Genomic DNA, 21,001 nt, shown 5'->3' on the forward strand with positions numbered 1-21,001 from the left:
CGCGATTCGGCTACTGGATTCCGCTCCGCGGACTCCAAAAAGCGCGGCAACCGGGCGGTCGGTTGACGTTCAGTCACCAAAAGATGATGTCTCGTCAGATTTAGACGGGTCGGCAGGATTTCGATGGGAAAAACTGATAACTATTCAGCATTCGACTTGATTGCTGGTCGGAATTCCTGAACCATCCGGGCTGACATTCTGAAACCGACCGTTCCTCAATTGCCCTATTCCCTTTCCCAATAGAGCCGAGAATACCCCCGGGACAACGTTCCCAACAACCCATGCCCACAACCCACGCCGAGCACGGACGGCCCCGCCAGCACCTCCCCCGCGCCCCACATGTCCGGGCTCCCCGGACCCTCCCCCAGCCCAGCGCGGCGGCGGAGCCGACGCGCAGCCAACCCACAGGCCGCCCCTGATCCCCGAAGCAGCCGCCCAACGACCAGCCCGCCCCCACCTCACTCATCCTTCAACCGGCGCGGGAAAAGTGGCAGCAGAGGGGATGTCAGCAACCCGACCACGCGCCCGCAGGGCCGTTGACCTGGGATGGCGTAGAAGCCGGCCGCCAGGCCCCCGCAACCTCCAGCGCAACACCTGACGCAACATTAGGCGCAACCCTGTACGCAACACGGGGCGCAACAGGTCTTCCCCTCACAGCTCACATCCACTATTATTTGAAGTCCTGGGGGAGGCGACCCCCGGGAACCGCAGAAGTCCAACGAAGGGGAAGACGTGGAGATCCAGATCTCTGACGGAATCGTCCGCCGGGTGCGCGGCGGTAGGGACGCACCCATGACCGGTCTCGCAATTCAGGCCCGCACTATCGCGAACTTCCTGCCCCTGATCTGCCAGCGGGCAGGCGCGAACATCGTGCACAACTCCGACGCGAACTACACCGGCATTCGTTTCGACACCAAGGTTGGCCCTGTCGTGCTGGAAATGCCGACGGGTGACCGTCCCTACCGGCTGGTTCACCAGCTTCCCGAGCCGGACGAGATCGGGCGCACCGAAGTGGAGATGCGGCGTTTCCCGCAGATCTACAAGCCGCAGGGAATCGCGCACATCACGGCTGAATTCCTCCAGTCTCGCGGATTCCTGAAGTAATCCGCAGACAACTCCCCGGGGGAAGCAGTCGAAGGATTCCGCCGTTTCCCCCGGGGGTCCACACATCGTGATCGGAAAAAGGGGAGACTGATCATGAAGCTCGTATCGTGTGTGACCGGCGAGGAAATCAGGACGGGTCGCACCCTGCGCACGCAGACGGGTGCAGTCGCCGGGCAGGCGTGGAAATTCGAGCGGATAGCCGAGCGCGCCGACGGGATCCACCACGTGCATGTGTCGCGTCCCGGAGGGAAGTTGGGCCGGATTCACCGGGAATTCCACCCGAGCGTGTTCGGGTGCGAGATCACGGTAGAGATCACGTGGCGTAGGAGTGTCGGCCACGCGGCATACCGGACGTGGTCCAAGGTCGATGACTACCTGTTGGCCGGACTGTTCGCCCTTGTGCCGTTGGCATTCTTCGAGCACTATCACTGGTCGGAATTCATCGTCTCCATTCTCGGGATGGACGGCCGGTAGGCGAAAAGGCGGAGTGACCAAACAAGTACGTCGCTCCCGAATCAAGGGGGTCCGGGGCGCAGCAGCCCCGGGCCCCCGGCTGGAGGGATCATGGAAGAGACGCAGACTGTGAGCCGGACCGGTGAGCCGGTGACGCAGGCGGAGGAGGAGCAGGCCGGTTACACGCTGCGGGAGTTGGCGCGCGGTGTGAGCGACCCTGACGCCCTGGGGGTGTCTCAGGAGCAGTTGGACTCGGTCGTGCCGTTCTTCGTGTTGGGTTGGGCGATGGGGGTGCGCACGGGTCACACCGCCCCAGCTGTGGCGGGTGTCCCGGTCGACCGAGAGACCGTCACGCGCGCGTTCGCCGCCTGACGCCGTTGCCGGTGTTCCGCGCCATGGGGTAAACGTGCTGGTCAGGGGTGGGTTCACTCACCCATGAAACACACTATTATTGAACTTGTTCGGGGGGCGGTGGCCCCGCCCCCCGAACCGCAGAAGCCAACACGAAGGGGAGAAAACCGCATGACTCAGCAGTTCGCCGAGCGCGCCACGAACGTGGCCCCCACCGGTGCCCGCAACGCCGAACTCTCCGACCTGGTCCGCATCTTGGAGGACCAGAACCGGCGCAAGCTGGACGTGATCGCCCCCGCGTCCGCGCTGCGGTTCCGTGAGGGAAACGTGCACGTCGAGGGTGTGGAGTCCCTGATCACCGAGGACGGTGTCACGGACGTGGACGGCATCTACCGGCCCACCGCCGTGGCCGACGAGGGGATCGCAGACAAGCTCCGTATCCCGCTCGCCTACCTGCGCCGCATGCGCGCCGAGAACGTCCCGCTGCTGGACGAGAACGTGAACGCGTGGCTGCGCGAGGAGCCGCAGCGCCGTTTCATGCTCCGCGCGTTCCGGGGCGACAGTGGCCCCGGCATGCCGCCCGCCGAGGGCGTGGCCCGCGCGCTGCTCAGCGACTCCTACAAGCTGATGGACAACTTCGACATGCTGCTCGCCGCCCTGGACGGGGTGAAGCAGTCCGGCCACCCCACCCGCGTCACGGGGTGCGACCTGACGGACCGGCGCATGTACGTGCGCGTCGAGTCCGAGGAAGTAGCCGTGCAGGCCCGCGAGTTGCTGCGCGGCTACCGCTCCCCGTTCGACGGCCGCAGCGGCGACGAACTGCCGTTGATCTCTGCCGGTTTCGTCATCACCAACAGCGAAGTCGGTTCCGGGGCGTACACCATCACCCCGCGCGCGGTCATCCAGGTCTGCCGCAACGGTCTGACCCAGACCAAGGACGTCATGCGCGCCGTGCACCTCGGAGGCAAGCAGGACGAGGGCGTTGTGTCCTGGTCCGGCCAGACCCAGCGCAAGACGCTGGAGCTGATCACGTCCAAGACCGCCGACGCCGTGCGCACGTTCCTGTCACGGGAGTACGTCGAGGCCAAGGTGCACGAGATGGAAGCCGCCGCCGGGAAGACCCTGGACGAGCCGACCAAGACCATCGAGCACGTCACCAAGACGCTCAGCATCGGCACCGAGGCCAAGGACATGATCCTCTCGCACTTCGTGCGGGGCGGTCAGATGACGGCCGGGGGCGTGATGCAGGCCATCACGTCGACCGCGCAAACCCTCACCGACGCCGACCAGGCCGCCGCTCTGGAGGCACTCGCCGTGCCCGCCCTGACGGCCGCAGCCTCGCACGGCTGACAGACCCCCGTGCGGGCCGGGAACCTCCCCGAGCCCGGCCCGCACGGGCACCCACGCCAACCGGCCAGCAACAGAATCGGGTGCTGAATGTTCGACTACTCACCACCAGACAGCGATCCCAGACCCGACTATTCCGGCCGACCAGGCGACGACGACTGTGAATGCCCCTCATGCACGGGCGCAGTCTGGTCAAACAGGGAGCGCGAGAGAGGCAACCCCGCGCCGAGCGGGTCAGCAGGTGGAGAAGGCATGCGCACTCACCACGGTCTGACCCCCTGACCACCGGGCGGGCATCCCGACCCCCTCACGGGTGCCCGCCCGGCCCCACCGGCCCACAGCGGCAGCACCGCCCGAGCCCGGAGCGCTCACCCCCACATCAGGAGCGCGGAGCGCTCCCCGCCAGCCCCTGCCGCGTAGCGGCAGCGCGTCGCGTCTGCGGAGCAGCCCGCGCGCCAAAGACGACCCCTGCCGCGCCACAGGACGCGCACGCCGGCCCCGGTACTCACCGCCCCGTCCGCAAGGAGTAGCCGCATGCCCCCACGACAAGAGCTCACCCGCCCCGACGACGCCGCCACGGCGGCCGCCATGGGCCGCGCCATGAACGCGCTCACCGCCCTACTCGTCGCACTCGGCGAGGGCAGCCACCAGTTCAACATCGTGGCCGAGCGCACCAACGACACGATCGTCACCGCCGACCTGACTCTGTCCGTCGGGGCGTCGCCGCTGCGGGTGAAGCACACCGAGGAGGGCTACCTCCGGTTCTTCGCGCTGCTGACGTTCGCCCTGGAGTACAGCACCATCCGGCGCGCCGTCCTGGTGGCCACGACCGCTGACGAGCCGTTCCCGCGCGCCTGCGGCTGGACCCGTACGGGATGGACGGCTGCACCCCATGGACCGCCGCGAACTCCAGGAGGCGGTCATGCCCCACCCCGACGCCGTCGCGCCGCTGCACCTGGTCTACGACGCCCCGGAGCTGCCCGAGATCCCCGACACCGACGAGGAGAGCCCCCGGTGGCTGACGCCCCCGCCGTTACCGCCAACGGCTACTGCACCAATACCGCCCCGGTCCCGGGCACCATCCGCACCGTCAACGCCAAGAACACCGGACCGAAGTTCTTCCACCTGCACGGCCGCCGCTACGGCGAATGCCCGTGCGGAAAGGAAGTGTCCCTGACCGAGCGGGACAACCTGCGCCGCCACAAGCCGCCGCAGGAGTAACCCACAGACGCCGTCCGCCGCCCCCGTCCCCCCGGCGGCGGACGGCCCGCCCCGGCCAGAGCGCCACTGGCCGAAGACCTGCCGCCCCGCCGCCCGCGCCCTCCCCTTCGGCGAGCGCGGGGCGGCAGGCCCCCGCTCACCGAATCGAACCGAACCGCCGAGGAGCCGCAGCCCATGACCAGCGAGAGCCTGACCGTCGACACGCCCGCCGGCACCGTGCGCGCCACCGCCGGCCCCCGCCAGGACGACGCCGTCGTCTTAGAGCTGGGCGGGGCGATGCGCGGCAGCGTGCACGTCACCGGCACCCACCACCCCCACCACTGGGACCAGTTCACCGCCGTACGCGCCTGCCTCGGCCCCGTCAACGCCTACCAGACCACCGCCCCCGACGACGCCCTACCGCGGCTCACCCGCAGCCGCACCCGCTACCACGGCAGCCTGACCCTCTACCCCGACGACTACGCCGACCGCCCCCAGGTCAGCGTGTATCCGATGACGTCCGCCGACGGACACGAGCCGCCCGAGAAAACGGCAGCGACACTCACCGCCGTCCTGCGCGCCTGCGCCGCCCATGTCGCACAGCGCGACGACCTGCCCGTGATCCTGGACGTCTCCCGGCAGCGGGACACTGCCGCCCTGCTGCGCTTCCTCACCTGGTCGGCCGCCCACCACCAGGCCGAAGCCGCCCGCTTGGAGCGGGAGGCACGCGCAGCCCACCCCGCGCGGCGCGCCGCCGTGGCCGCCTGGTGGACCGTCGCCCGCTGGTTCCTCGCTTCTCCGCACCCGGTCCTGCTGCTGATGCTGGCCGACCTCCCCTACTCGGTACTCCCCAACTCGCTGGCCCGCACCGTCGCCGTGAAGCAGTGGTGGGCCCCGTACTGCCTCACCGCGGCCGCCCGAGAGCACGAGCACGCCCGCCGCGCCCAGGCCGAAGCCGACTCCCTGCGCGCCCAGCAGCGCTCACGGCGCCCGGCCCGGCACCCGCAACCGTCCGCGCACGCTGCCCCGCACGCGGCGCGCCTGGAACTGGAGATGTCGTGATGATGCGCTGGTTGATGACCCTTGGAGAGCGCACCCGCCCCGAGACGCCCACTTACGCCGAGTGCCCGGGCCCGAACGAGGCCCGCGCAGTCGCCCTGGTCGACGACTGCGGCCAGCTCTTCCCCGTCCTGCTGGCGTGGCGGCGGGCCCTCGGCCGCGAAGTGACCGGCTGGGCCGAGCAGGTCGAGGCGGACGACGTCGAGAACCTCCCCCAGGACGTGACCGACGGCTGGGGGCCCGGTCTGCGGCTGGACACGATGCCGGGCGGGTACGTGAAGGTCTCGGACTACCGCGACCACCAGCCGCCCGACGCGGTCACCGCCGGTCCCCGCATGCTCATGCGCTGATCTCGGCCTCAAAAGCCGCAGGTCAGGGGCGGGTTCACGCCATCCTAGATCACACTATTATAGATGTTGCGGGAGGGGGTTTTCTCCCCCACACCGCCCCCTCCCGCACCCAAGCACCAACCGAAAGGGCCGCGATGCCCGAGGAGTTCACGTTCCCCCGCAACACCGGTTCGTACGGCTACCAGGTCCTCGACCGCCAGGACCCGAGCACCAGTTACGGCGTCGTCTGGCACGACCCGGAAGTGTGCCAGTGGGTCGCCGAGTATCCGGGCAACCGCCCGGGCAGCGGCGGCGGGATCCCCGGATTCGCCAGCCGGAAATGGGCCGCGCGCTTCCTGTACCGCTACCGCAAGCCCCAGCCGTCCGGCCGCACCTGACCCGCCGCCCGCCCGCCTCCCACCGCCGCCAGTCACAGAAGGGACCGCGCATTGGCCACCTTCGGTCACATCACCCGCGAGCGCTGCGCCCAGCTGGGCCACGCCCTCACGGCCGCCGGCCTTTCCTGGAGGGACAACGGCCGCCAGGACAAGCCCGAGTTCCTGACCTACACCGCCACCGACGCGCACGGCCGCGAGTGGAGCATCAGCCCGGCCACCAGCAACCAGATCACCCCGTCCCGGCCCGCGAGTATCTGGCAGGCCCAGTGCACCGAGCCGATGCACCGGTCTCCGGTCCTGTCCGCCCGGGCGGTCGTCGACCACATCCGGGCGTTCCCCGCGTGACCGGCCCGCTGCGGCCGTGGCGCCCCGAAGACTTCGACGACTGGTGCGAGACGTGCGGCGCAGCACCGGGCCAGTTCTGTAAGCCGACGTGCGACACCGGCTACACCGCCGAGGACTTCCGCCGAGACGCCGAGCCCCGCGACCAGGACGCGCCCGCGCCGCCCGAGCCGGGCACCCACCACCCTCCCGAAGGAGTGAAGACGCCGCCATGCCGCAGGAGTTGAGCACCCAGGAGCAATTCGACGTATTCGCCGACGATGTGGCGCGGGAGCTGGGCACGCACTGCCGGACCGCCCCGCTGCCCGAGTACTCCCGCGGTCTGGCACGGCTCATCGTCGACGGCGACGGCCGCGCCGTACGCCTGTGCCAACCCGACGACGAGCAGCCCAGCAGGCTCAAGGTCTACGCGGCCCTCCCGGACGAGACCCAGGTGCAGACCCCGTCGATCGGGGTCACAGCGATCAGCGCCCGCCATGTGGCACGCGAGATCACCCGGCGGCTCTACCCGCTGCACACCGAGGCCGCCGAACTGGCCACCCAGATCGCCGCCCGACAGCAGGCGGAGGCCAGCGCCCGCGCCGCAGTCGCCGAAGCCGTGGCCGGCGCGCTCCCCGGCGCCCGCATCGAGGAGCAGTACCGGCGTACACGGATCATCTGGCAGCACGACGCCCGCCCGCCCGGCCGGCAGGGCCCCGTCCAAGTGGACAGCGTGTGCGTAATCGTCGGAGCCTCCGGGGAGTCGGTGACCGTCGAAGCATCCAGCCGCCCCGCCCGAGTGATCTCCATGCTGGCTGCGTTCGCCCAACCCACGCGGGAGTGAACAACCAGGTCAGGGGTGGGTTCCTAACTTCCATAAACACACTATTATTGAACATGCAAGGCGGGGTCCACCACCCCCGCAGGGACCGCCGCCCGCCAGCCGCACGCCCCCGACGACCGGCCAGCGCGAGCGGGCCGCTCCTGCCATCCGTCCCCGCAGAGGCGGTCCGCTAACTCACCCACGAGAAAGGCCGCACGTGACCTACACATCCCCGCCCTCCGAGTGCCGCCAGAACGAGCCCGACGCCGAACGATCACGCACGGGAGGAGATGCGGCACGTACCGACCGCCAGACGATGCGCCGCGTTCTGCGCCGCGAAATCTCGGGCACCATCGGGCTGCTCACCGACGAGCACGACTTCCGCGCCATGCGGCACTACCGCAGCTTCGCCTTCGACGACTACGCGACCTACCTGCCAGGGGTTGAGGACCTTCTCAAGGCCCGTGCCCCGCAGGGCATGCACACCATGCTCGCCCTCTTCGATCCCGAGGAGTACGCCGACTTCTGCGCCCACACCGGCCTCGACCCCGACAACCCGTCCAGCCGCACCCGCTTTACCGCCGAGGCTGCCACGACGGGCCCCACCATCCCGTACGACGGCGAGCCCCTGGCCGAGCTCGTCCCGGCCCTGATCGACGAAGCCGTCCGCAAGGCCACCTGGGAGTACGCCTCCACACTCCTGGCCCGCCTCGGCGCCTGCGCCGCCTGCGGAAAGGACGTCGGCCAAGAGGCCTTCGCCCGCGCCCGAGACTTCCTCGTCCGCATCCTCGACACGGCCGACCCTGGCCACCGCCACCTGGTGTGCAGCGTCTCGGCAACGCCGGAGACGCTGGTCTCCGTCCACGCGGACACGGACCCCGACGGTGCGACCCACCTCGACGACACCGAGGCCCTCGAATTCACCACGGTCCTCGCGCTCGGTCTCGCGGCCCTGCCCGGTGCACTCATCATGAGGACCCGCAGCCCAGGCGCCCCGGACCGCGTCTACGGCTGGCGGCTGCGAGCGGGAGACCTCGAACCCCTCACGGCCGGAGAAGTCTTCGACGCCTACTGCACCGACATCGACTCCGGCGACCCCATCTCCCCGGAATCGGACGTCGACTACTGCGCGCCGCCCGACCTCAGCCCGGACGGCCCGACGCCGGGACACCATCACTGAACGAGCCGGGCCGCCGCCGGCACCCGCCCGCCAGGGCGACGACCCCAGTTCTCAGGCGTACACCAGGGCGGCGCCCACATCCCTGGCGGCGCACACGCCGAGGCTCTGCCCTCGCGCACTCTCCTCGTTTGCGCAGGTCAGGGGTGGGTTCACATCCTCACACCTCACACTATTATTAGTAGTGAGGTTAAGGGGTCGTCACCTCCCCCCCGTGGCGGCCCCTTCCCCCTTCCAATCCCAGGAGTTGCCATGCTTCGAACGCTGCGCCGCGCCCTGCGATCGGCACGCCTCCGGATTCCGGCCCGCCGGTTCAGCGCCGGGATCGCGGCGCTGCCGCCCACCGCACGCGAAGCGCTCGGCACCGACGTCACCGCCGAGGAAGCCATCGCCTACAACCGCAGCCGCGTCGCCACCGCAACCGCCGTCGCCCTCTACCGCAGCGGATACACACTGCCCATACGCGATCTCGACCTGGACGACGCCGTGCACGCCCTGGACTTCCCCTACTCAGTTCCGAGCCAGGAGACCCGCGCCGCCATCCGTGCCGCGCTCGCCGTCCTGGACGCCGACTACACCGTCACCGTCACTCACTGACCAGCCGTCAGCCCTGACCTGCGGGCCGCCCCGTCCGGGTGGCCCGCGCCGGAAGGAGACCCGGTGTTCCTGGTCGTACCCGACCCCGCCCACGGACTGGTCGCCGCCCCCAGGTCCTCTGACGACCTCACGCCCGGCACCGAGGAGACCCTCACAGCCCAGGGATTCACCTGGAACAGCGAGATCGAGGCGTACACCCGCCCGACGGACAACAGCCCTGCGGCCGTGGAACTCACCGCCGGCGCCCTGCGCGAACTGGGCCACTACGTCTTCTCCTCCTACACGCCGCTGCCCACCGCCTGACCGGCACCCCCTCCCCGGCCGAGCAACTGCCCAGACCCCGCAGGCCCCTTGCACGGATGGAGTTCCGTCATACCCCGACGCCGCCCCAAGCCGCCCGTCCGGTACGCCGTCACCGGGCACGAAGGTGCCCACCAGGTCGTGGACCAGCTCCACGGGTACACGCTCAGCAGCCACACAACCCGCTCGGCCGCGGAGGACGCAGCGCGCGAACTGGCCTCCAACCCCACGGCCGCCATCGCGGCCGTGGAGGCACTCGACGCCGCCCAGAGCGGCCCGGCGGCCACCGAGCGACGCATCCTGCGCCGGTACGGGTACGCCTGGAGCCTGCGCCAGGACGAGATGCTCTCCCTCATGCGGGAGTTCAGCCACCGCCGCCTGGAGACGCTCGTCTCCAACGGCCACCTGTCCACGGTGTTCACTACGGCCGGCCAGCCGTACTACACCACGCCCGAGCGCTTCGATGAGCTGTCACCGCGCTGGGTGCGCGACGGGGACGAGTCCTTCCCGGCCGCCGAGCCCGCCCGTCTCGAGCGCCCCCGCCCAGCCCTTGAGCTGCTGCCGCAGCGCAAGCGCTGGGAACTGTGCGAGCTGCACGGGATCGCCCTTGGGCGCTGCCTGCTGTGCGGGCCGCGCGAGGACTTCGAGTGCCGGTGGGGCGAGTGCACCGCCAACCGCGTAACGGCGTACGGCGAGCGGTGCGTGCGGCTCGGCCCCCGGCGCAGCTTCCCGCTGCCGCCGCACCGGGACCGCGAATAGCGACAAAGCAGCAGGTCAGGGGCGGGTTCACACCTGCCGCAAACACACTATTATTGATGTTGTTGGAGCCTCGATGGCGCGCACGGCCGCCCCAGCCGCACGCGAGGAAGGACACCGCCGACGAAGCCCCTCGATCTGGCCCAACTGCTGGCCGCGCCGACCGATCCTCCGGTGCACGACGCGCTTCGCCGTCTTGCACCCAGATCCCTGGACGCGCTGATCATCGAAGCCCTCTCCGCTACCGAGGAGGCGTGGCGGCAGGTCGCCGTCGACCGAGTCCTGGAGTTCGTAGCGGAGCAGCCCGGCGACGGCCGCCCGGTGGTCGCCGCGTACTTCACGACGACGGAGCGCCGGACCGCGGACGGCATGCACGTCGGATGGAGCCCGTTCATCGCGGCGCTCGCGAGCACCGAGGACGTTCCGGATCTCAGGCACACCCGCACCACGGCGGTGGCCGTGCCGGTGGGCGAGGCGGCGCTGGCCGAGGAGGTGTTCGCCGACCCGGAGTTGACCGATGCACTCAACCGGCTCGCGGCACTGGACCCGCCCGGGCACGAGGACGTCCTGCGCATCCACCTGCCAACCCGCCAGGTCACCCGCGAGAAACCCTGACTGTCGATCCGTGCGGGCGCTGCGGCGCCCGCGCGAAGGAGGTCCGCGCCATGCCGGTTCCGATCCTCTGCCACATCTGCCACGGGGGCCGCTACGAGCCCCGGGATCCGGGGTCCTACGCCTGCCGGTCCTGCGGCAACCGCGCCGCCGAGTCGACGTTCCCCGTACAGAGCGACGAACGGCTCGTTGTGCTCGCGGGCGTGCTCCAGGTCCTCCCCGTGCCGGACAGCCACCAGGTGATCACACCCGCCCGTCGCTGCCACGCCCCGCACCTGGGCGCGAGCCTGGTCCTCGCCCTGCGGCTCAACCGGACCCACCCGGTGTACCGGCGTGCTAAGGACGTCCAGGCCGCCGAAGACTTGCTGGCCGCCCTGGACGCCGACGAGCAGGGTTCTTGGGTGCCGTCCCCCGCGCAACTGGGCGTCCTCACCCGGGCTATGGACGTCCGCGATGCACTGCTGCCCTCGGCATCCCGGCAGCACCCGGACTTGGACGCCGAGATCCGGGCCGCCCACCTCCACAGCCAGCGCCCGTCCACTGCCTGAACCCGGCCGCCGGCCACCCCCGTACAACCCACACCACCCGAGCACCGAACGGACGCCGCTCGCAAGGCAGTTCGGAGGCGCAGGTAGCACACCGGACCGGCATTTCCGCTGGTCAGAGGGTATCTAGCCCTCACCAAGAATCACACTATTATTTTTAATGCAAGGAAGTTGGTTCCCGCCAATTCACCGATGAGGCAAGGAGAAGGAGAGCCGCATGGCCACCGCCGTCTCGACTCCGACCGACAAGAGCGACGAACACGAGGAGGCCGCGCCGCAGGTCGTCAAGCTCGACCCGGCACTGCTGGTGCGCGACGAGTGCAACGCGCGCGAGCACGACACCGAGCCGGACGAGAAGCTCATCGCGTCCGTCAAGGAACTCGGCGTCGAGGAGCCCATCAGTGTCCGGCCCCGGCCTGACGGGACCTACGGCGTCTTCAAGGGCTGGCGGCGCGCCCAGGCGGCGCAGGCCGCGAACGCCGCCGCCGAGCAGGACGGCCGCCCCGTACGCCTAGTCATGGCATACGTGCGGGAGGACCTGGTCGGTCGCGACGGCTGGACTCGGTTTCTGTCCCTGGTCGAGAACGACCACCGCGAGGGTATGAGCGAGCGCGACACCCTTCGGGCCCAGGAACTCGCCCTGATCGACATGACCGACGTCGACCGGCGCACGGCCGCCAAGGCCCTCGGTGTGGGCCGCAACGCAGCCAAGCAGGCGAAGGCGGCGCAGAAGCTCAACGACGCCACGCTGCGCCGTACAGCGGCGGCAGGCATGGACCTGGAGCAGACCGCCCAGCTCGCCGAGGTCGCGGGCGTGCGGGGCGCGGAGGACCGGCTCATGCGGGCGCTCTCGCGCGACCACGCCGAGGGCAAGGGCGGGCGCGGCCACTGGGATCAGGAGATGGCCCTGCTGCGCGCCGAGCAGGCCGACGCCGAGACCCGTGCCAGGGCCGAGGAGGAGCTGAGGGCGGCGAACATCCCCCTGCTGGGCAGGGTGCCGTCTTACGAGAAGGACTCGTCCCGGCCCCTGACCGAGCTCACCAGCGGGCTGGGCAACCCGCTCACCGAGGACAACCACAAGAACTGCCCCGGCCACAGCGCTCGCCTCGACGACGAGCACCGGCCCGTGTGGCACTGCGCCGACCCGGCCGCGTACGGCCACAAGGTCCGGGCCCAGCCGAAGAAGCCCAAGACCGAGGAGGACGAGCACAAGGCCGAGGAGCGGGCCCGGATCGTGGCGTGCAACCGGGCCTGGAAGGCCGCCGCCGGACCGAGGCAGGAGTTCGTCAAGCGGCTGGTGCGCGGCAAGACCCTGCCCGACGAGGCCCGGCTGTTCGCCCAGCAGATCCTGATGGACCTGCCCCGCTTCTACGGCAAGTGGGCCGACAAGCAGCGCACCCAGACCGTGGCGCTGCTGCTCGGAGCCCAGGACCCCGAGAACGACTCGGCCTCCGAGACCGCCGCCAGCTTCCCCAAGAACCGTCTGGCCAACGTGCTGTTCGCCCAGGTCGCCGCCGCGTTCGAGGACGCCATCCGCGAGCCCAAGCAGTTCGACACCGCCCGGATGACGCACGTCTACCTCTGGGAGTCCCCCGACCGGCTCCAGGCCGCCTACCTGCTGCTCCTGGAATCCCTCGGACAGGCCGACGACGGCAGCTACCAGCTGTCCGAGGTCGAGCAGCAGGCCGTCGCCAGCCACCGGCCCAAGGCTGCGGCCTGACCCACGCGGATCCGGCGGCTGCCGACATCCGGTGCCCGCCCCGGAACGCCAGACCGACCCCTCGGCCCCATCACGAACCAGGAAAGAGGCGCCCCATGCCCACCCTTGCCAAAATCCGCACCTTCGTCAGCGGACTGTCCGACGTCGGAGCCGTGGTCGCTCTCCAGGAGGCGGCGGCCACGCGTCTGATCGAACTGGACGCCGCCAAGCGCCCGGTCATCCTCCCGGGCCGCATCGGCCGGATCAACACCACGATCACTCCTGCCTGCCTGCGCCGCCTGACCGGCACCGTCGGACAACCCAACAAGACCCGCAGCCGTTTCGACTTCCTGCTGGACGAGGACTCCACCGACCAGCTGCGCCGCGACCCGCACAACACCCGCTTCACCGTCCCCGACGGCGAGAAGCGCTATCGCATCCCGAAGGTCCCGGCCTCCTGCATCGAACTCACCGACATCCCGGCCGACTCCTAGACCGCCCGGACTGGGGCTGAGCCCGCATACCCGCCCCACCGCGCCGCCTCGAATGGCTCCTCCACCCCACGGCCGGGCACACCCCGTGCCCGGCCGGTTGTCCACCCCTCCACGCAGAGAGGCGAACCAGCATGCCCATCACCATCGACGACGTCCGGGACTTCATCCGGCAGTTGCCCGACGCGGCAGCCGTCGCCCAGGTACAGGAGGCCGCCGCACAGCGGCTCCGCGCCATCGACAAGGCCGCGTTCGCTCACATCCAGTCCGGGCGCCGGGCACGCATCACCCCCGCCCTGCGCTCGAAGCTGCTGCGCGGCCTGACGGGCACCGTGCAGGAACGCAACCGCACCGGCAGTCGTGCGGGCTTCCTGCTCGACGAGGAGTCGACCCGGCAGCTGCGCGCCCACCCCCGCAACAGCCACTACCGCATCCCGGAGAACGTCCGGCACTTCCGGATCCCCAGCAACGGTGTCCCGATCTCCTGCCTGGAGCTGGTCGAGGACTGACCCGCGTGCCTGCGTCGCACCGCCGCGTGCGGCGCAGGCGGATCCGGACCCGCGCGAGGCGGGACAGCCCGTCCGGCTGTCCCGCGAAAGTGACGTGCCACCCACCATGTCCGCCTCCGCACAGGCCTTTGAGGAGAGACCCCACCAGCCGGTGCTGGTCATCAGCGACCGCCTCGACGACGACCCGATCGGACTGCTGCCGTGCCCGGTCCCTGTGAAGCACTTGCCCTCACCTCTGTTCACCTCCGAGGAGTACCAGAGCGCTCCGCTCGTGCTCCTGGACGACCGCAGCTACACGAACTTCACGCTCCGACACATGCCCCACCGGCCGGGCCTGATTGTGGCGGCCGCCGACCCGGACGACGGGACGGCGTATCCCCGGGCCGCGGCCATCGGCGCCGAAGCCGTCCTGCGGGCCGGGCAGGACCTGGCCTGGCTGCACCTGCGCCTGCACGCCGCCACCGACTGCCGCTACGCCCACTGGGAAGCGCTCCTGACCGGCCCGCCCCCTCCGGAGGACAGCTGATGCCCGGCCGTCGTCACTCCCAGCCGACCCACATTCCCGCGATCCGAAGGACGTCACCAATGCACCCGATTCCTCAACGCTGTGCGCGCCGGCCGCTGGCGGGCGGGCTGGTGGTGCCGTGGGTGTCTCTGATCCACGGCGGCCACGCGGCATTCGGCAGTCTCGACGCCGAGCGGGCCCGTACCGCGTTCCTGCACCGCCTGTGCCAGATCTGCGGCCAGCACCTGGACGAGCGGTGCTTCCTGATCGTGCGCCCGGCCGACGTGCCCCAGGGCTGCTCCCCGGAACCGGCGCTGCACCCGGAGTGCCTGCCGTACGCCGCCGCGCACTGTCCCATGCTCAACGGCACGGCCACGCACTACCGGCAGCGTCCCGTCCTGGCCAGCCATCCGGCCGGGAGGCCCTGCACCGATCCGTCCTGCCTGTGCCCGGCCCTCTCGCCCGACGAGGGCCACGCCGCCCGCAGCGGCAGCCCGGCCGACCGGTACGAGGCATGGATGATCCACACCCGGAACTACCGTCTGGTCTTCCCGCCGGACCGGCCCGATGTTCCCTTCGGCATCAGCCTCGACGTGCCTGTCCTGCGCAGGCGCGTCCTGCGCACCGCCCAGCTCACGGCCGAGCAGGAACGCCTGATGGGGCTGGTGCGCAGCCTCGTGGACGGCCACCCGTGACCCCCACTCGCCGCACCATCCCTTCGTTGAAGGAGGTTTCCGTGATCACGCCTGACCCGGCCACGCCCGAGGGTGTAGCAGTCATCGACCTGTACGAGCAGATGAACGCGCTTCAGGAGCGCACCGACGAGTGGCCCGGTGCCGACACCGTCGACATCCTCGGCAAGTGGCTCGCCCGCTTCGACTTCACCGGCCCGGTGCCCCGCACACGGCTCGTCGCGGGCAGCGTCTGGGTGCTGCGTCGCCAGGACCGTCACGCGGACGAGGTGACGCTGTGGAACGACGAGGACTCCGCGCTGGCCGCCCTGGCCGGGCACGTCCGCAAGCGCTGGGACAACCTGCTCGGGGACGACGGCATCCCGGAGCACCCGCCCCTGAACGACCGTGAGGCCGTCGACATGTACTACGGGGCGGACCAAGAACGTGGAGAGGAGCACTACTCGCTGTACGCCGAGGACATCGGCCGGCTGGTGCGGATCCTGCCTGCTCCGGGCGGCTTCCGCTTCCCGGACGAGGAGGTCTGCGCCAAGGTCAACAGTGCAGCCGTCTTCCATCCGATGGTCGGCCCCGACGACGAAGGCCTGCCCTGCATCGAGATCGCCGGAGTCCTGGTCTTCGCCTACCTGGACGCCGACATGCAGGCCGTGCGGGTATCGGTTCACCAAGACACCACCGACGAGTTGCTCGTCCAGCCCGGGCAGACGGTGCCTTTGCAGGTGGAGATCGGGGACTCCACGGTGTTCAGCGGAGGCGCCACACTGGCGCCAGCGGCATCCGGAGGGTGGCGGCAGTGGCTGCGACGGCTGAGCCGCTGGATGCAGAGGACGAGGGGGGATTGACTCAACCAGAATACACTATTATTTGAGATAGGAGGTGTTCGCATGGCCCCGTCGATCACGCACGTGTCCGGCACCGTCACCAACGACGTCGAATGCCGCTTCACCGAATCCGGCATCGCCGTCTGCCGCTTCCGCCTCACCGAGACCCCGAGCCAGTGGGACGCCGCCACACAGAAGTGGCGGGACGGGACCCCGATCCCCTACGTGTGCACCGCCTGGCGGGACCTCGCCCGCAACGCCGCCGAATCCCTCACCAGCGGAGTCACCGTCCTGGTCAAGGGCCGCATCACCGAGATCAAGGACAACTCCATCTACCTGAGCGTCGACGACATCGGCATCAGCCTGCGCCAGCGCATCGCCTACACCGAAGCCAGCCTGCCCAGCCCGGCCGCCGCCGCTCCCGTCACCCCTCCCCCGACGCCTCAGCCCGCCGCTCCGAGCGCGCACTGTCCCCCCACCAGGCAGCCCGGCAATCCTCCGGCCTGGTGGGAAAAGCAGAGGTCCTCCGGCTGGTCCAGCACCGCCGCCTCCGGCGCCGACGGCTCTCCCCTGCACGTCGGCCGCTGACGCTCTGCCCCTTCTTCCCCTTCACCGCCCACCCCGGCGCGGTACCGGTTCGCCTGCCGGTGCCGCGCCATGCCCGAGAGGCCGCCATGCCCGAGCCCGCCCTGCCCGAACGTGCCGCCCGCGCCGCGCTGGCCGCCCACTTCGCCCCGGACCAGGTCGCCGCCGACCTCGCCAACTACTCCCCTGCCGAGGTCTGGCAGCGGCGCGTGCGCCGCGACAACAGCGGGCACCTGGCCCAGTACAAGCCGCGCGAAGAACTCGACAACGCAACTCTGACGCGTAAATAGGTGGAGGTCAGGGTGGCGTGAGGCAGATCTGAGTGCCCGGTGGCCGTGGTGGTCGCCGGGTGTCCGGGCCCTGGGCGTCAGGCTGCGTCCTCGATCGGGTTGAGGGTGACGGTGTAGCCGAGCTGGTTGAGCGCGGTGATCGCGCGGCGGGTGGCGCGTTCGGGGTCACGTTGGGCGAAGTAGGTGCCGCCGAGCTCGCGGTAGGGGACGTTGTCGGTGAGCATGTGCCAGATCGCGGTAATGATCGAGTGCTCGACGGCGACCAGGGCCTTCATCGGGCCGCGGCGGGCGGTCAGCCGCTTGTAGCGGGCCTGGAGGTAGGTGTCCTTGGTCCTCACCGCGCCGAAGGCGGCCAGGCCGAGGGCTCCTTTGAGGTACGGGTTGCCGGGGCGGACCTTGGTGTTCTTGGTGCGGCCGGCGGACTCGTGGTGGCCGGGGCAGACCCCGGCCCAGGACGCGAGGTGCCTGGCGGAGGTGAACCGGGCCATGTCGCCGCCGGTCTCCGCGATGATCACTTCGGCGACGGCCTGGTTGATGCCGGGGATGGTGTCGAGCAGGTCGAGGGCGGGACGAAAGGGGGCCATCGCCTCCTCGATCCGCTCATCGAGCTGTCCGATGGCGTCGGTGAGCTGGTCGTAGTGGTCCAGGTGCAGCCGGGTGAGGAAGGCGTGGTGGTCGCGGAAGCGGCCGGTCAGGGCCTCGGTGAGTTCGGGGATCTTGTTGCGGAGCTTGCGTTTGGCCAGGTCTGCCAGCGTCTGCGGGTCGCGTTCCCCGCCGATGAGGGCCTCCAGCATGGCCCGGCCGGAGACGCCCATGATGTCGGAGGCGACCGCGGCGAGTTTGATGCCGGTGTCCTCCAGCAGCTTCTCCAGCCGCTGGACGATCTGCCCGCGTTCGCGGGTCATCTGGGTGCGGGCCCGGGTCAGGTCCCGCAGTTCGCGCACCGGTGCGGGTGGCACGAACGAGGGGCGGACCAGGCCGTGTGCGCCGAGCTGAGCCAGCCAGGCGGCGTCGGAAACGTCCGTCTTGCGGCCGGGCAGGTTCTTGACCTGCCGGGCGTTGACCAGGATCACGTTCAGGTCCTCGGCCAGCAGGTAGTAGAACGGCTTCCAGTAGTCCGAGGTCGCTTCGATCACGACGAGGGTGACCTCGGCAGCGACCAGATGATCCCGCAGGGCGAGCACGGCGTTCGTGGTCGAGCCCCAGGTCGTGGTCTCGTTGGTGAAAGAGCCTCGCCGTTTCGTACTCGGGCTGCGGACACACGCCTTGGCGTCCTTCTTGCTGATGTCCACACCGGCGCAGCGTTCGTGCAGCACGTCCACGGCCCCGCTCCCTCCCTCACCGAACGGCCAAGCGGTACGCCGTTCCGGGAGGGCCAGGGTGGAACAGGAATTCTGACGCCCGTGCTTCGCAGCAACACTCCACGGTTCCCGTGGACGGCCCTCAGCGCCACGCTGACCTGCGAGCTCACCGGCATCACAGAGCAATCGGCTTCGGCCGGAACGAACCCCACCAGCGTCCCGGACCGGCATCAACCCCCGTCAGGGCAGACAGGAAGCACCTCGGCGCACGCCACGACATTTACCACGCCCCCGGCGCGCACCGAAGGTGCGCTGGATCGCTGACCTGCCCGTTCGTCATCCCTTCGGACGAGGTCTGGCCCATCGCCCTGGAGGACCTCGGGCCCCACTGCCCGCTGGGCATGTGGGTCCGCGGCAGCGACCAGATGCCCCAGCTGACCGCCCGCTCCGTCGCCGTGACCGGCAACCGGAGCGCCACCGAGCAGGCCATCGCCCACACGCACACCTTCGCCGCGGCGGTCGCCGAGGCCGGCCACACGGTCACCGCCACACTCGCCTACGGCGTCGACTCCGCCGCCCACCGGGCAGCCGCTCAGGCGGGCCGGTCGACGCTGGCCGTCCTGCCGCGTGGCCTCGACCGCGCCCACCCCCACGACCACGCCCAGCTGCTGAGTTCCATCCCCGCCGGCGGCGGCGCAGTGGTCAGCCCCTACCGGCCCGGCACCGCAGTCAGCGGCGCGACGCTCCACGCCAGCGCCCGCCTGCTGGCCGCACTCGCCCGCGCGGTGATCCTCATCGAGGCCCTCGACCACGCCGAGGCGACCCGCACCGCCGAGTCCGCCCTCGCCCTCAAACGGCCCCTGCTCGCCGCGCCCCCTGACGGCGACGTCCACTCCAGCGGCAGCGCCCGCCTGCTCGCCGAGCAGCGCGCCGTCCTGGTCGCGGACCCCGCAGCCGCGCTCGCCCTGCTCTGAGACCCCAACCGCCCTCCCGTGAGAGGACCGTGCCGTGCCTGAGCACGTCGACTTCTTCGAGGCCGTCGTCACCGCCTACCCCGACGACGCCGACCACGCCCCACTGCTCGCCGACCCCGTTCACGCGCGCGTGGCCCGCGCTGGCGACGTCGTCGAGGGCGACCTGATCCTGGCCGCTGTCTCCCTGCGCGGCGCCGACTACTTCAACGACCAGTACACCGCCCACCCCGAGCCCTACGACCCGGCCTGCCAGTGCGGCGTGTGCTGCCACCTCACCCACGAACCCGGCCCCGTCGTCGTGCTGTCCAACGGCCATCCCTGGCCGACCTGCGACCCGTGGCTCGCCGACGCCCTGGTCCTCATCATCCCCGCCCAGCCCCTGCCCGACCGGATCGCGAAGGAGTGACGCACCGCCATGCCTAGCACTGCGTTCACACCGTCGCTGCCCGGCCTCGCTACCGACGACGAGCTGGACACCGTCATCAACTGGGGGCTCGGCGCGGACTCCACCGCCTACCTCGCGCGCATGCTCACCGACCCCGCCGCGCACGGCATCGACCTGGCGCGCACCGCTGTCCTCTACATGGCCACCGGCAGCGAGTGGCCCGAAACCCGGCTGCTGTGCGAGGAGTTCATGCTTCCGCTGCTGCGCTCCCGCGGCGTGCGGTTCGTGCAGCTGGCGCGGGCCGGGCACCTGAAGGCCGACGGGATCACGATCCTGGACGACTCCCGCCATCCCGAGCGGCTGTTCGCCCGGGGCCTGTGGACGCTGTGGGACGAGCTGGAGTCCGTGGGGACCGTCCCGCAGCAGGCCGGCGTCCGCAAGTGCAGCCTGCGTGCAAAAGGCGAGGTCGGCGACCGGTGGATCACTCAGGTCTTCGGCGGCCGCCCGTTCAGGCAGATCATGGGCTTCAACGCCGACGAGGAAGGCCGCCGCTTCGGCGACCAGGCCGCCTCGAAGGTCCCCGGACGCACGGGCGTGTTCCCGCTCATCGACTGGGGCTGGGACCGGCAGCAGTGCGAGGCCTACCTCCTGGACCGGTTCGGCGTGCACTGGCCGAAGTCGTACTGCACCTTCTGCTGCTTCCCCACCTCCATGGGCGCGCTGCCCGCCCACCTGGAACGCATGCGCTCCCATCCGGACATCGCCGGTGAGGTGCTGCGCCTGGAGTACACGGCGATGAGCCTCAACCCCAACGCGAAGCTCTACGGCCGCAAGACCCTCCTGGAGATGTTTGACCCCTCGCGGCCGCGGGACCGGGCGTGCCTGGAGGCATTCGAGCGGGAGCTCGACACGCCGTGGGCGCTGTACCACGTGCGCCGGTTGTTCCTGCTGTCCGACTCCGGAAAGCGGCGGCCGGTGATGCGCTCCACCGAGCGCGTCGACCTCGGCCGCCCCCAGCAGCTCGCCCGGCGACTGATCTCCGTCTCCGAGCGACACCACGTCGACGTCGAGCACGACCCCATCTACGGGCGCGCCCGCTCCTGGGTGCGCCGCCGCGCGAAGGCGTGGCCGATGGCGGAGGAACTCTTCGCCACCGCCCCCGCCCGCGTGATCAACAAGCAGGACGAGGCCTTCGAGGAGGAGTGGGACGCCCTGCTCTCCGGTGCCGCCGCCCAACTCCCGCTCGCCTGAACCGCCCCGACCACCGCCCTCCGGAAGGACCATCATGCGCGCACCCATGTCCTTATCCCCTGCCCGCGCCTCGCTCCCGTGCCGTGCTGTACCTGGCCACGCCGTCCGGAGCTGACGTACGAGCCG

Annotated in this window: 28 protein-coding genes; 27 read left to right on the top strand and 1 reads right to left on the bottom strand. The window is 70.4% G+C overall.

Annotated elements, in window-relative coordinates; all coding sequences use genetic code 11:
• Nucleotides 1-732: 732 nt before the first annotated feature.
• The 24 genes from AC5K6T_RS15270 to AC5K6T_RS15385 all read left to right on the top strand — a co-directional run bounded on the left by AC5K6T_RS15270 (nucleotide 733) and on the right by AC5K6T_RS15385 (nucleotide 16,964).
• Nucleotides 733-1,104 (top strand): hypothetical protein, encoded by a 372-nt coding sequence (locus AC5K6T_RS15270; protein ID WP_493209388.1) that lies wholly within the window; start codon nucleotides 733-735, stop codon nucleotides 1,102-1,104.
• Nucleotides 1,105-1,197: 93 nt separating this feature from the next.
• The gene (locus tag AC5K6T_RS15275; protein WP_493209390.1) at nucleotides 1,198-1,578 is read left to right on the top strand and encodes a hypothetical protein; all 381 of its coding nucleotides are present in this window, start codon (nucleotides 1,198-1,200) and stop codon (nucleotides 1,576-1,578) included.
• Nucleotides 1,579-1,668: 90 nt separating this feature from the next.
• On the top strand, nucleotides 1,669-1,929 hold the full coding sequence (locus tag AC5K6T_RS15280) for a hypothetical protein (protein WP_493209391.1): 261 nt from the start codon (nucleotides 1,669-1,671) through the stop codon (nucleotides 1,927-1,929).
• Nucleotides 1,930-2,079: 150 nt separating this feature from the next.
• Nucleotides 2,080-3,258, top strand: a complete 1,179-nt coding sequence (locus tag AC5K6T_RS15285) for a DUF932 domain-containing protein (protein WP_493209393.1) — start codon at nucleotides 2,080-2,082, stop codon at nucleotides 3,256-3,258.
• A 531-nt stretch (nucleotides 3,259-3,789) separates the two neighbouring features.
• Nucleotides 3,790-4,476: a hypothetical protein gene (locus AC5K6T_RS15290; protein ID WP_493209395.1), complete on the top strand. Its 687-nt coding sequence runs from the start codon at nucleotides 3,790-3,792 to the stop codon at nucleotides 4,474-4,476.
• 174 nt (nucleotides 4,477-4,650) lie between these two features.
• On the top strand, nucleotides 4,651-5,517 hold the full coding sequence (locus AC5K6T_RS15295) for a hypothetical protein (protein WP_493209396.1): 867 nt from the start codon (nucleotides 4,651-4,653) through the stop codon (nucleotides 5,515-5,517).
• Between the two features lie 14 nt (nucleotides 5,518-5,531).
• Nucleotides 5,532-5,864 carry a hypothetical protein gene (locus AC5K6T_RS15300; protein ID WP_493209398.1) on the top strand — a complete coding sequence of 111 codons (333 nt, stop codon included), beginning with the start codon at nucleotides 5,532-5,534 and terminating at the stop codon, nucleotides 5,862-5,864.
• Between the two features lie 134 nt (nucleotides 5,865-5,998).
• Nucleotides 5,999-6,241: a hypothetical protein gene (locus tag AC5K6T_RS15305; RefSeq protein WP_459754537.1), complete on the top strand. Its 243-nt coding sequence runs from the start codon at nucleotides 5,999-6,001 to the stop codon at nucleotides 6,239-6,241.
• 51 nt (nucleotides 6,242-6,292) lie between these two features.
• Nucleotides 6,293-6,586 (top strand): hypothetical protein, encoded by a 294-nt coding sequence (locus AC5K6T_RS15310; RefSeq protein ID WP_493209400.1) that lies wholly within the window; start codon nucleotides 6,293-6,295, stop codon nucleotides 6,584-6,586.
• A 208-nt stretch (nucleotides 6,587-6,794) separates the two neighbouring features.
• A complete protein-coding gene (locus AC5K6T_RS15315; RefSeq protein ID WP_493209401.1) occupies nucleotides 6,795-7,406 on the top strand; it encodes a hypothetical protein in 612 nt (203 codons plus the stop codon).
• Nucleotides 7,407-7,701: 295 nt separating this feature from the next.
• On the top strand, nucleotides 7,702-8,565 hold the full coding sequence (locus AC5K6T_RS15320; RefSeq protein WP_493210784.1) for a DUF8829 domain-containing protein: 864 nt from the start codon (nucleotides 7,702-7,704) through the stop codon (nucleotides 8,563-8,565).
• Between the two features lie 249 nt (nucleotides 8,566-8,814).
• Complete coding sequence (locus tag AC5K6T_RS15325) at nucleotides 8,815-9,159, top strand: hypothetical protein (RefSeq protein WP_493209403.1); 345 nt, start codon at nucleotides 8,815-8,817, stop codon at nucleotides 9,157-9,159.
• A 63-nt stretch (nucleotides 9,160-9,222) separates the two neighbouring features.
• Entirely contained in the window at nucleotides 9,223-9,462 is a 240-nt protein-coding gene (locus AC5K6T_RS15330) for a hypothetical protein (RefSeq protein WP_493209404.1), read from the top strand.
• 138 nt (nucleotides 9,463-9,600) lie between these two features.
• Nucleotides 9,601-10,218 carry a hypothetical protein gene (locus AC5K6T_RS15335; RefSeq protein ID WP_493209406.1) on the top strand — a complete coding sequence of 206 codons (618 nt, stop codon included), beginning with the start codon at nucleotides 9,601-9,603 and terminating at the stop codon, nucleotides 10,216-10,218.
• Between the two features lie 171 nt (nucleotides 10,219-10,389).
• Nucleotides 10,390-10,830, top strand: a complete 441-nt coding sequence (locus tag AC5K6T_RS15340; protein ID WP_493209407.1) for a hypothetical protein — start codon at nucleotides 10,390-10,392, stop codon at nucleotides 10,828-10,830.
• 50 nt (nucleotides 10,831-10,880) lie between these two features.
• Entirely contained in the window at nucleotides 10,881-11,375 is a 495-nt protein-coding gene (locus AC5K6T_RS15345; RefSeq protein ID WP_493209409.1) for a hypothetical protein, read from the top strand.
• A gap of 214 nt (nucleotides 11,376-11,589) precedes the next feature.
• The gene (locus AC5K6T_RS15350) at nucleotides 11,590-13,092 is read left to right on the top strand and encodes a ParB/RepB/Spo0J family partition protein (protein ID WP_493209411.1); all 1,503 of its coding nucleotides are present in this window, start codon (nucleotides 11,590-11,592) and stop codon (nucleotides 13,090-13,092) included.
• Nucleotides 13,093-13,187: 95 nt separating this feature from the next.
• Nucleotides 13,188-13,565 carry a hypothetical protein gene (locus tag AC5K6T_RS15355; protein WP_493209413.1) on the top strand — a complete coding sequence of 126 codons (378 nt, stop codon included), beginning with the start codon at nucleotides 13,188-13,190 and terminating at the stop codon, nucleotides 13,563-13,565.
• A 131-nt stretch (nucleotides 13,566-13,696) separates the two neighbouring features.
• A complete protein-coding gene (locus AC5K6T_RS15360) occupies nucleotides 13,697-14,071 on the top strand; it encodes a hypothetical protein (protein WP_493209414.1) in 375 nt (124 codons plus the stop codon).
• A gap of 106 nt (nucleotides 14,072-14,177) precedes the next feature.
• Nucleotides 14,178-14,597: a hypothetical protein gene (locus tag AC5K6T_RS15365; RefSeq protein ID WP_493209416.1), complete on the top strand. Its 420-nt coding sequence runs from the start codon at nucleotides 14,178-14,180 to the stop codon at nucleotides 14,595-14,597.
• A gap of 59 nt (nucleotides 14,598-14,656) precedes the next feature.
• Nucleotides 14,657-15,271 carry a cell envelope biogenesis protein OmpA gene (locus AC5K6T_RS15370; protein WP_493209417.1) on the top strand — a complete coding sequence of 205 codons (615 nt, stop codon included), beginning with the start codon at nucleotides 14,657-14,659 and terminating at the stop codon, nucleotides 15,269-15,271.
• A 41-nt stretch (nucleotides 15,272-15,312) separates the two neighbouring features.
• Nucleotides 15,313-16,110, top strand: a complete 798-nt coding sequence (locus tag AC5K6T_RS15375) for a hypothetical protein (RefSeq protein ID WP_493209419.1) — start codon at nucleotides 15,313-15,315, stop codon at nucleotides 16,108-16,110.
• 42 nt (nucleotides 16,111-16,152) lie between these two features.
• Nucleotides 16,153-16,677 (top strand): single-stranded DNA-binding protein, encoded by a 525-nt coding sequence (locus AC5K6T_RS15380; RefSeq protein ID WP_493209421.1) that lies wholly within the window; start codon nucleotides 16,153-16,155, stop codon nucleotides 16,675-16,677.
• An 86-nt stretch (nucleotides 16,678-16,763) separates the two neighbouring features.
• Nucleotides 16,764-16,964, top strand: a complete 201-nt coding sequence (locus tag AC5K6T_RS15385) for a hypothetical protein (protein ID WP_493209422.1) — start codon at nucleotides 16,764-16,766, stop codon at nucleotides 16,962-16,964.
• Between the two features lie 77 nt (nucleotides 16,965-17,041).
• On the opposite strand, the gene AC5K6T_RS15390 is transcribed toward AC5K6T_RS15385, so the two are convergent.
• Nucleotides 17,042-18,286 (bottom strand): IS110 family RNA-guided transposase, encoded by a 1,245-nt coding sequence (locus AC5K6T_RS15390; protein WP_493208129.1) that lies wholly within the window; start codon nucleotides 18,284-18,286, stop codon nucleotides 17,042-17,044.
• 110 nt (nucleotides 18,287-18,396) lie between these two features.
• Here AC5K6T_RS15390 and AC5K6T_RS15395 point away from each other — a divergent pair, with 110 nt between their 5' ends.
• From AC5K6T_RS15395 to AC5K6T_RS15405, 3 genes are read left to right on the top strand one after another with little or no spacing between them, the layout of a single operon-like run.
• Entirely contained in the window at nucleotides 18,397-19,239 is an 843-nt protein-coding gene (locus tag AC5K6T_RS15395) for a DNA-processing protein DprA (RefSeq protein WP_493209424.1), read from the top strand.
• 34 nt (nucleotides 19,240-19,273) lie between these two features.
• A complete protein-coding gene (locus AC5K6T_RS15400; protein ID WP_391601339.1) occupies nucleotides 19,274-19,645 on the top strand; it encodes a hypothetical protein in 372 nt (123 codons plus the stop codon).
• A gap of 9 nt (nucleotides 19,646-19,654) precedes the next feature.
• Nucleotides 19,655-20,875 (top strand): hypothetical protein, encoded by a 1,221-nt coding sequence (locus AC5K6T_RS15405; protein WP_493209426.1) that lies wholly within the window; start codon nucleotides 19,655-19,657, stop codon nucleotides 20,873-20,875.
• Nucleotides 20,876-21,001: the final 126 nt, after the last annotated feature.

It is taken from the genome of Streptomyces sp. B8-7 (assembly GCF_058833805.1).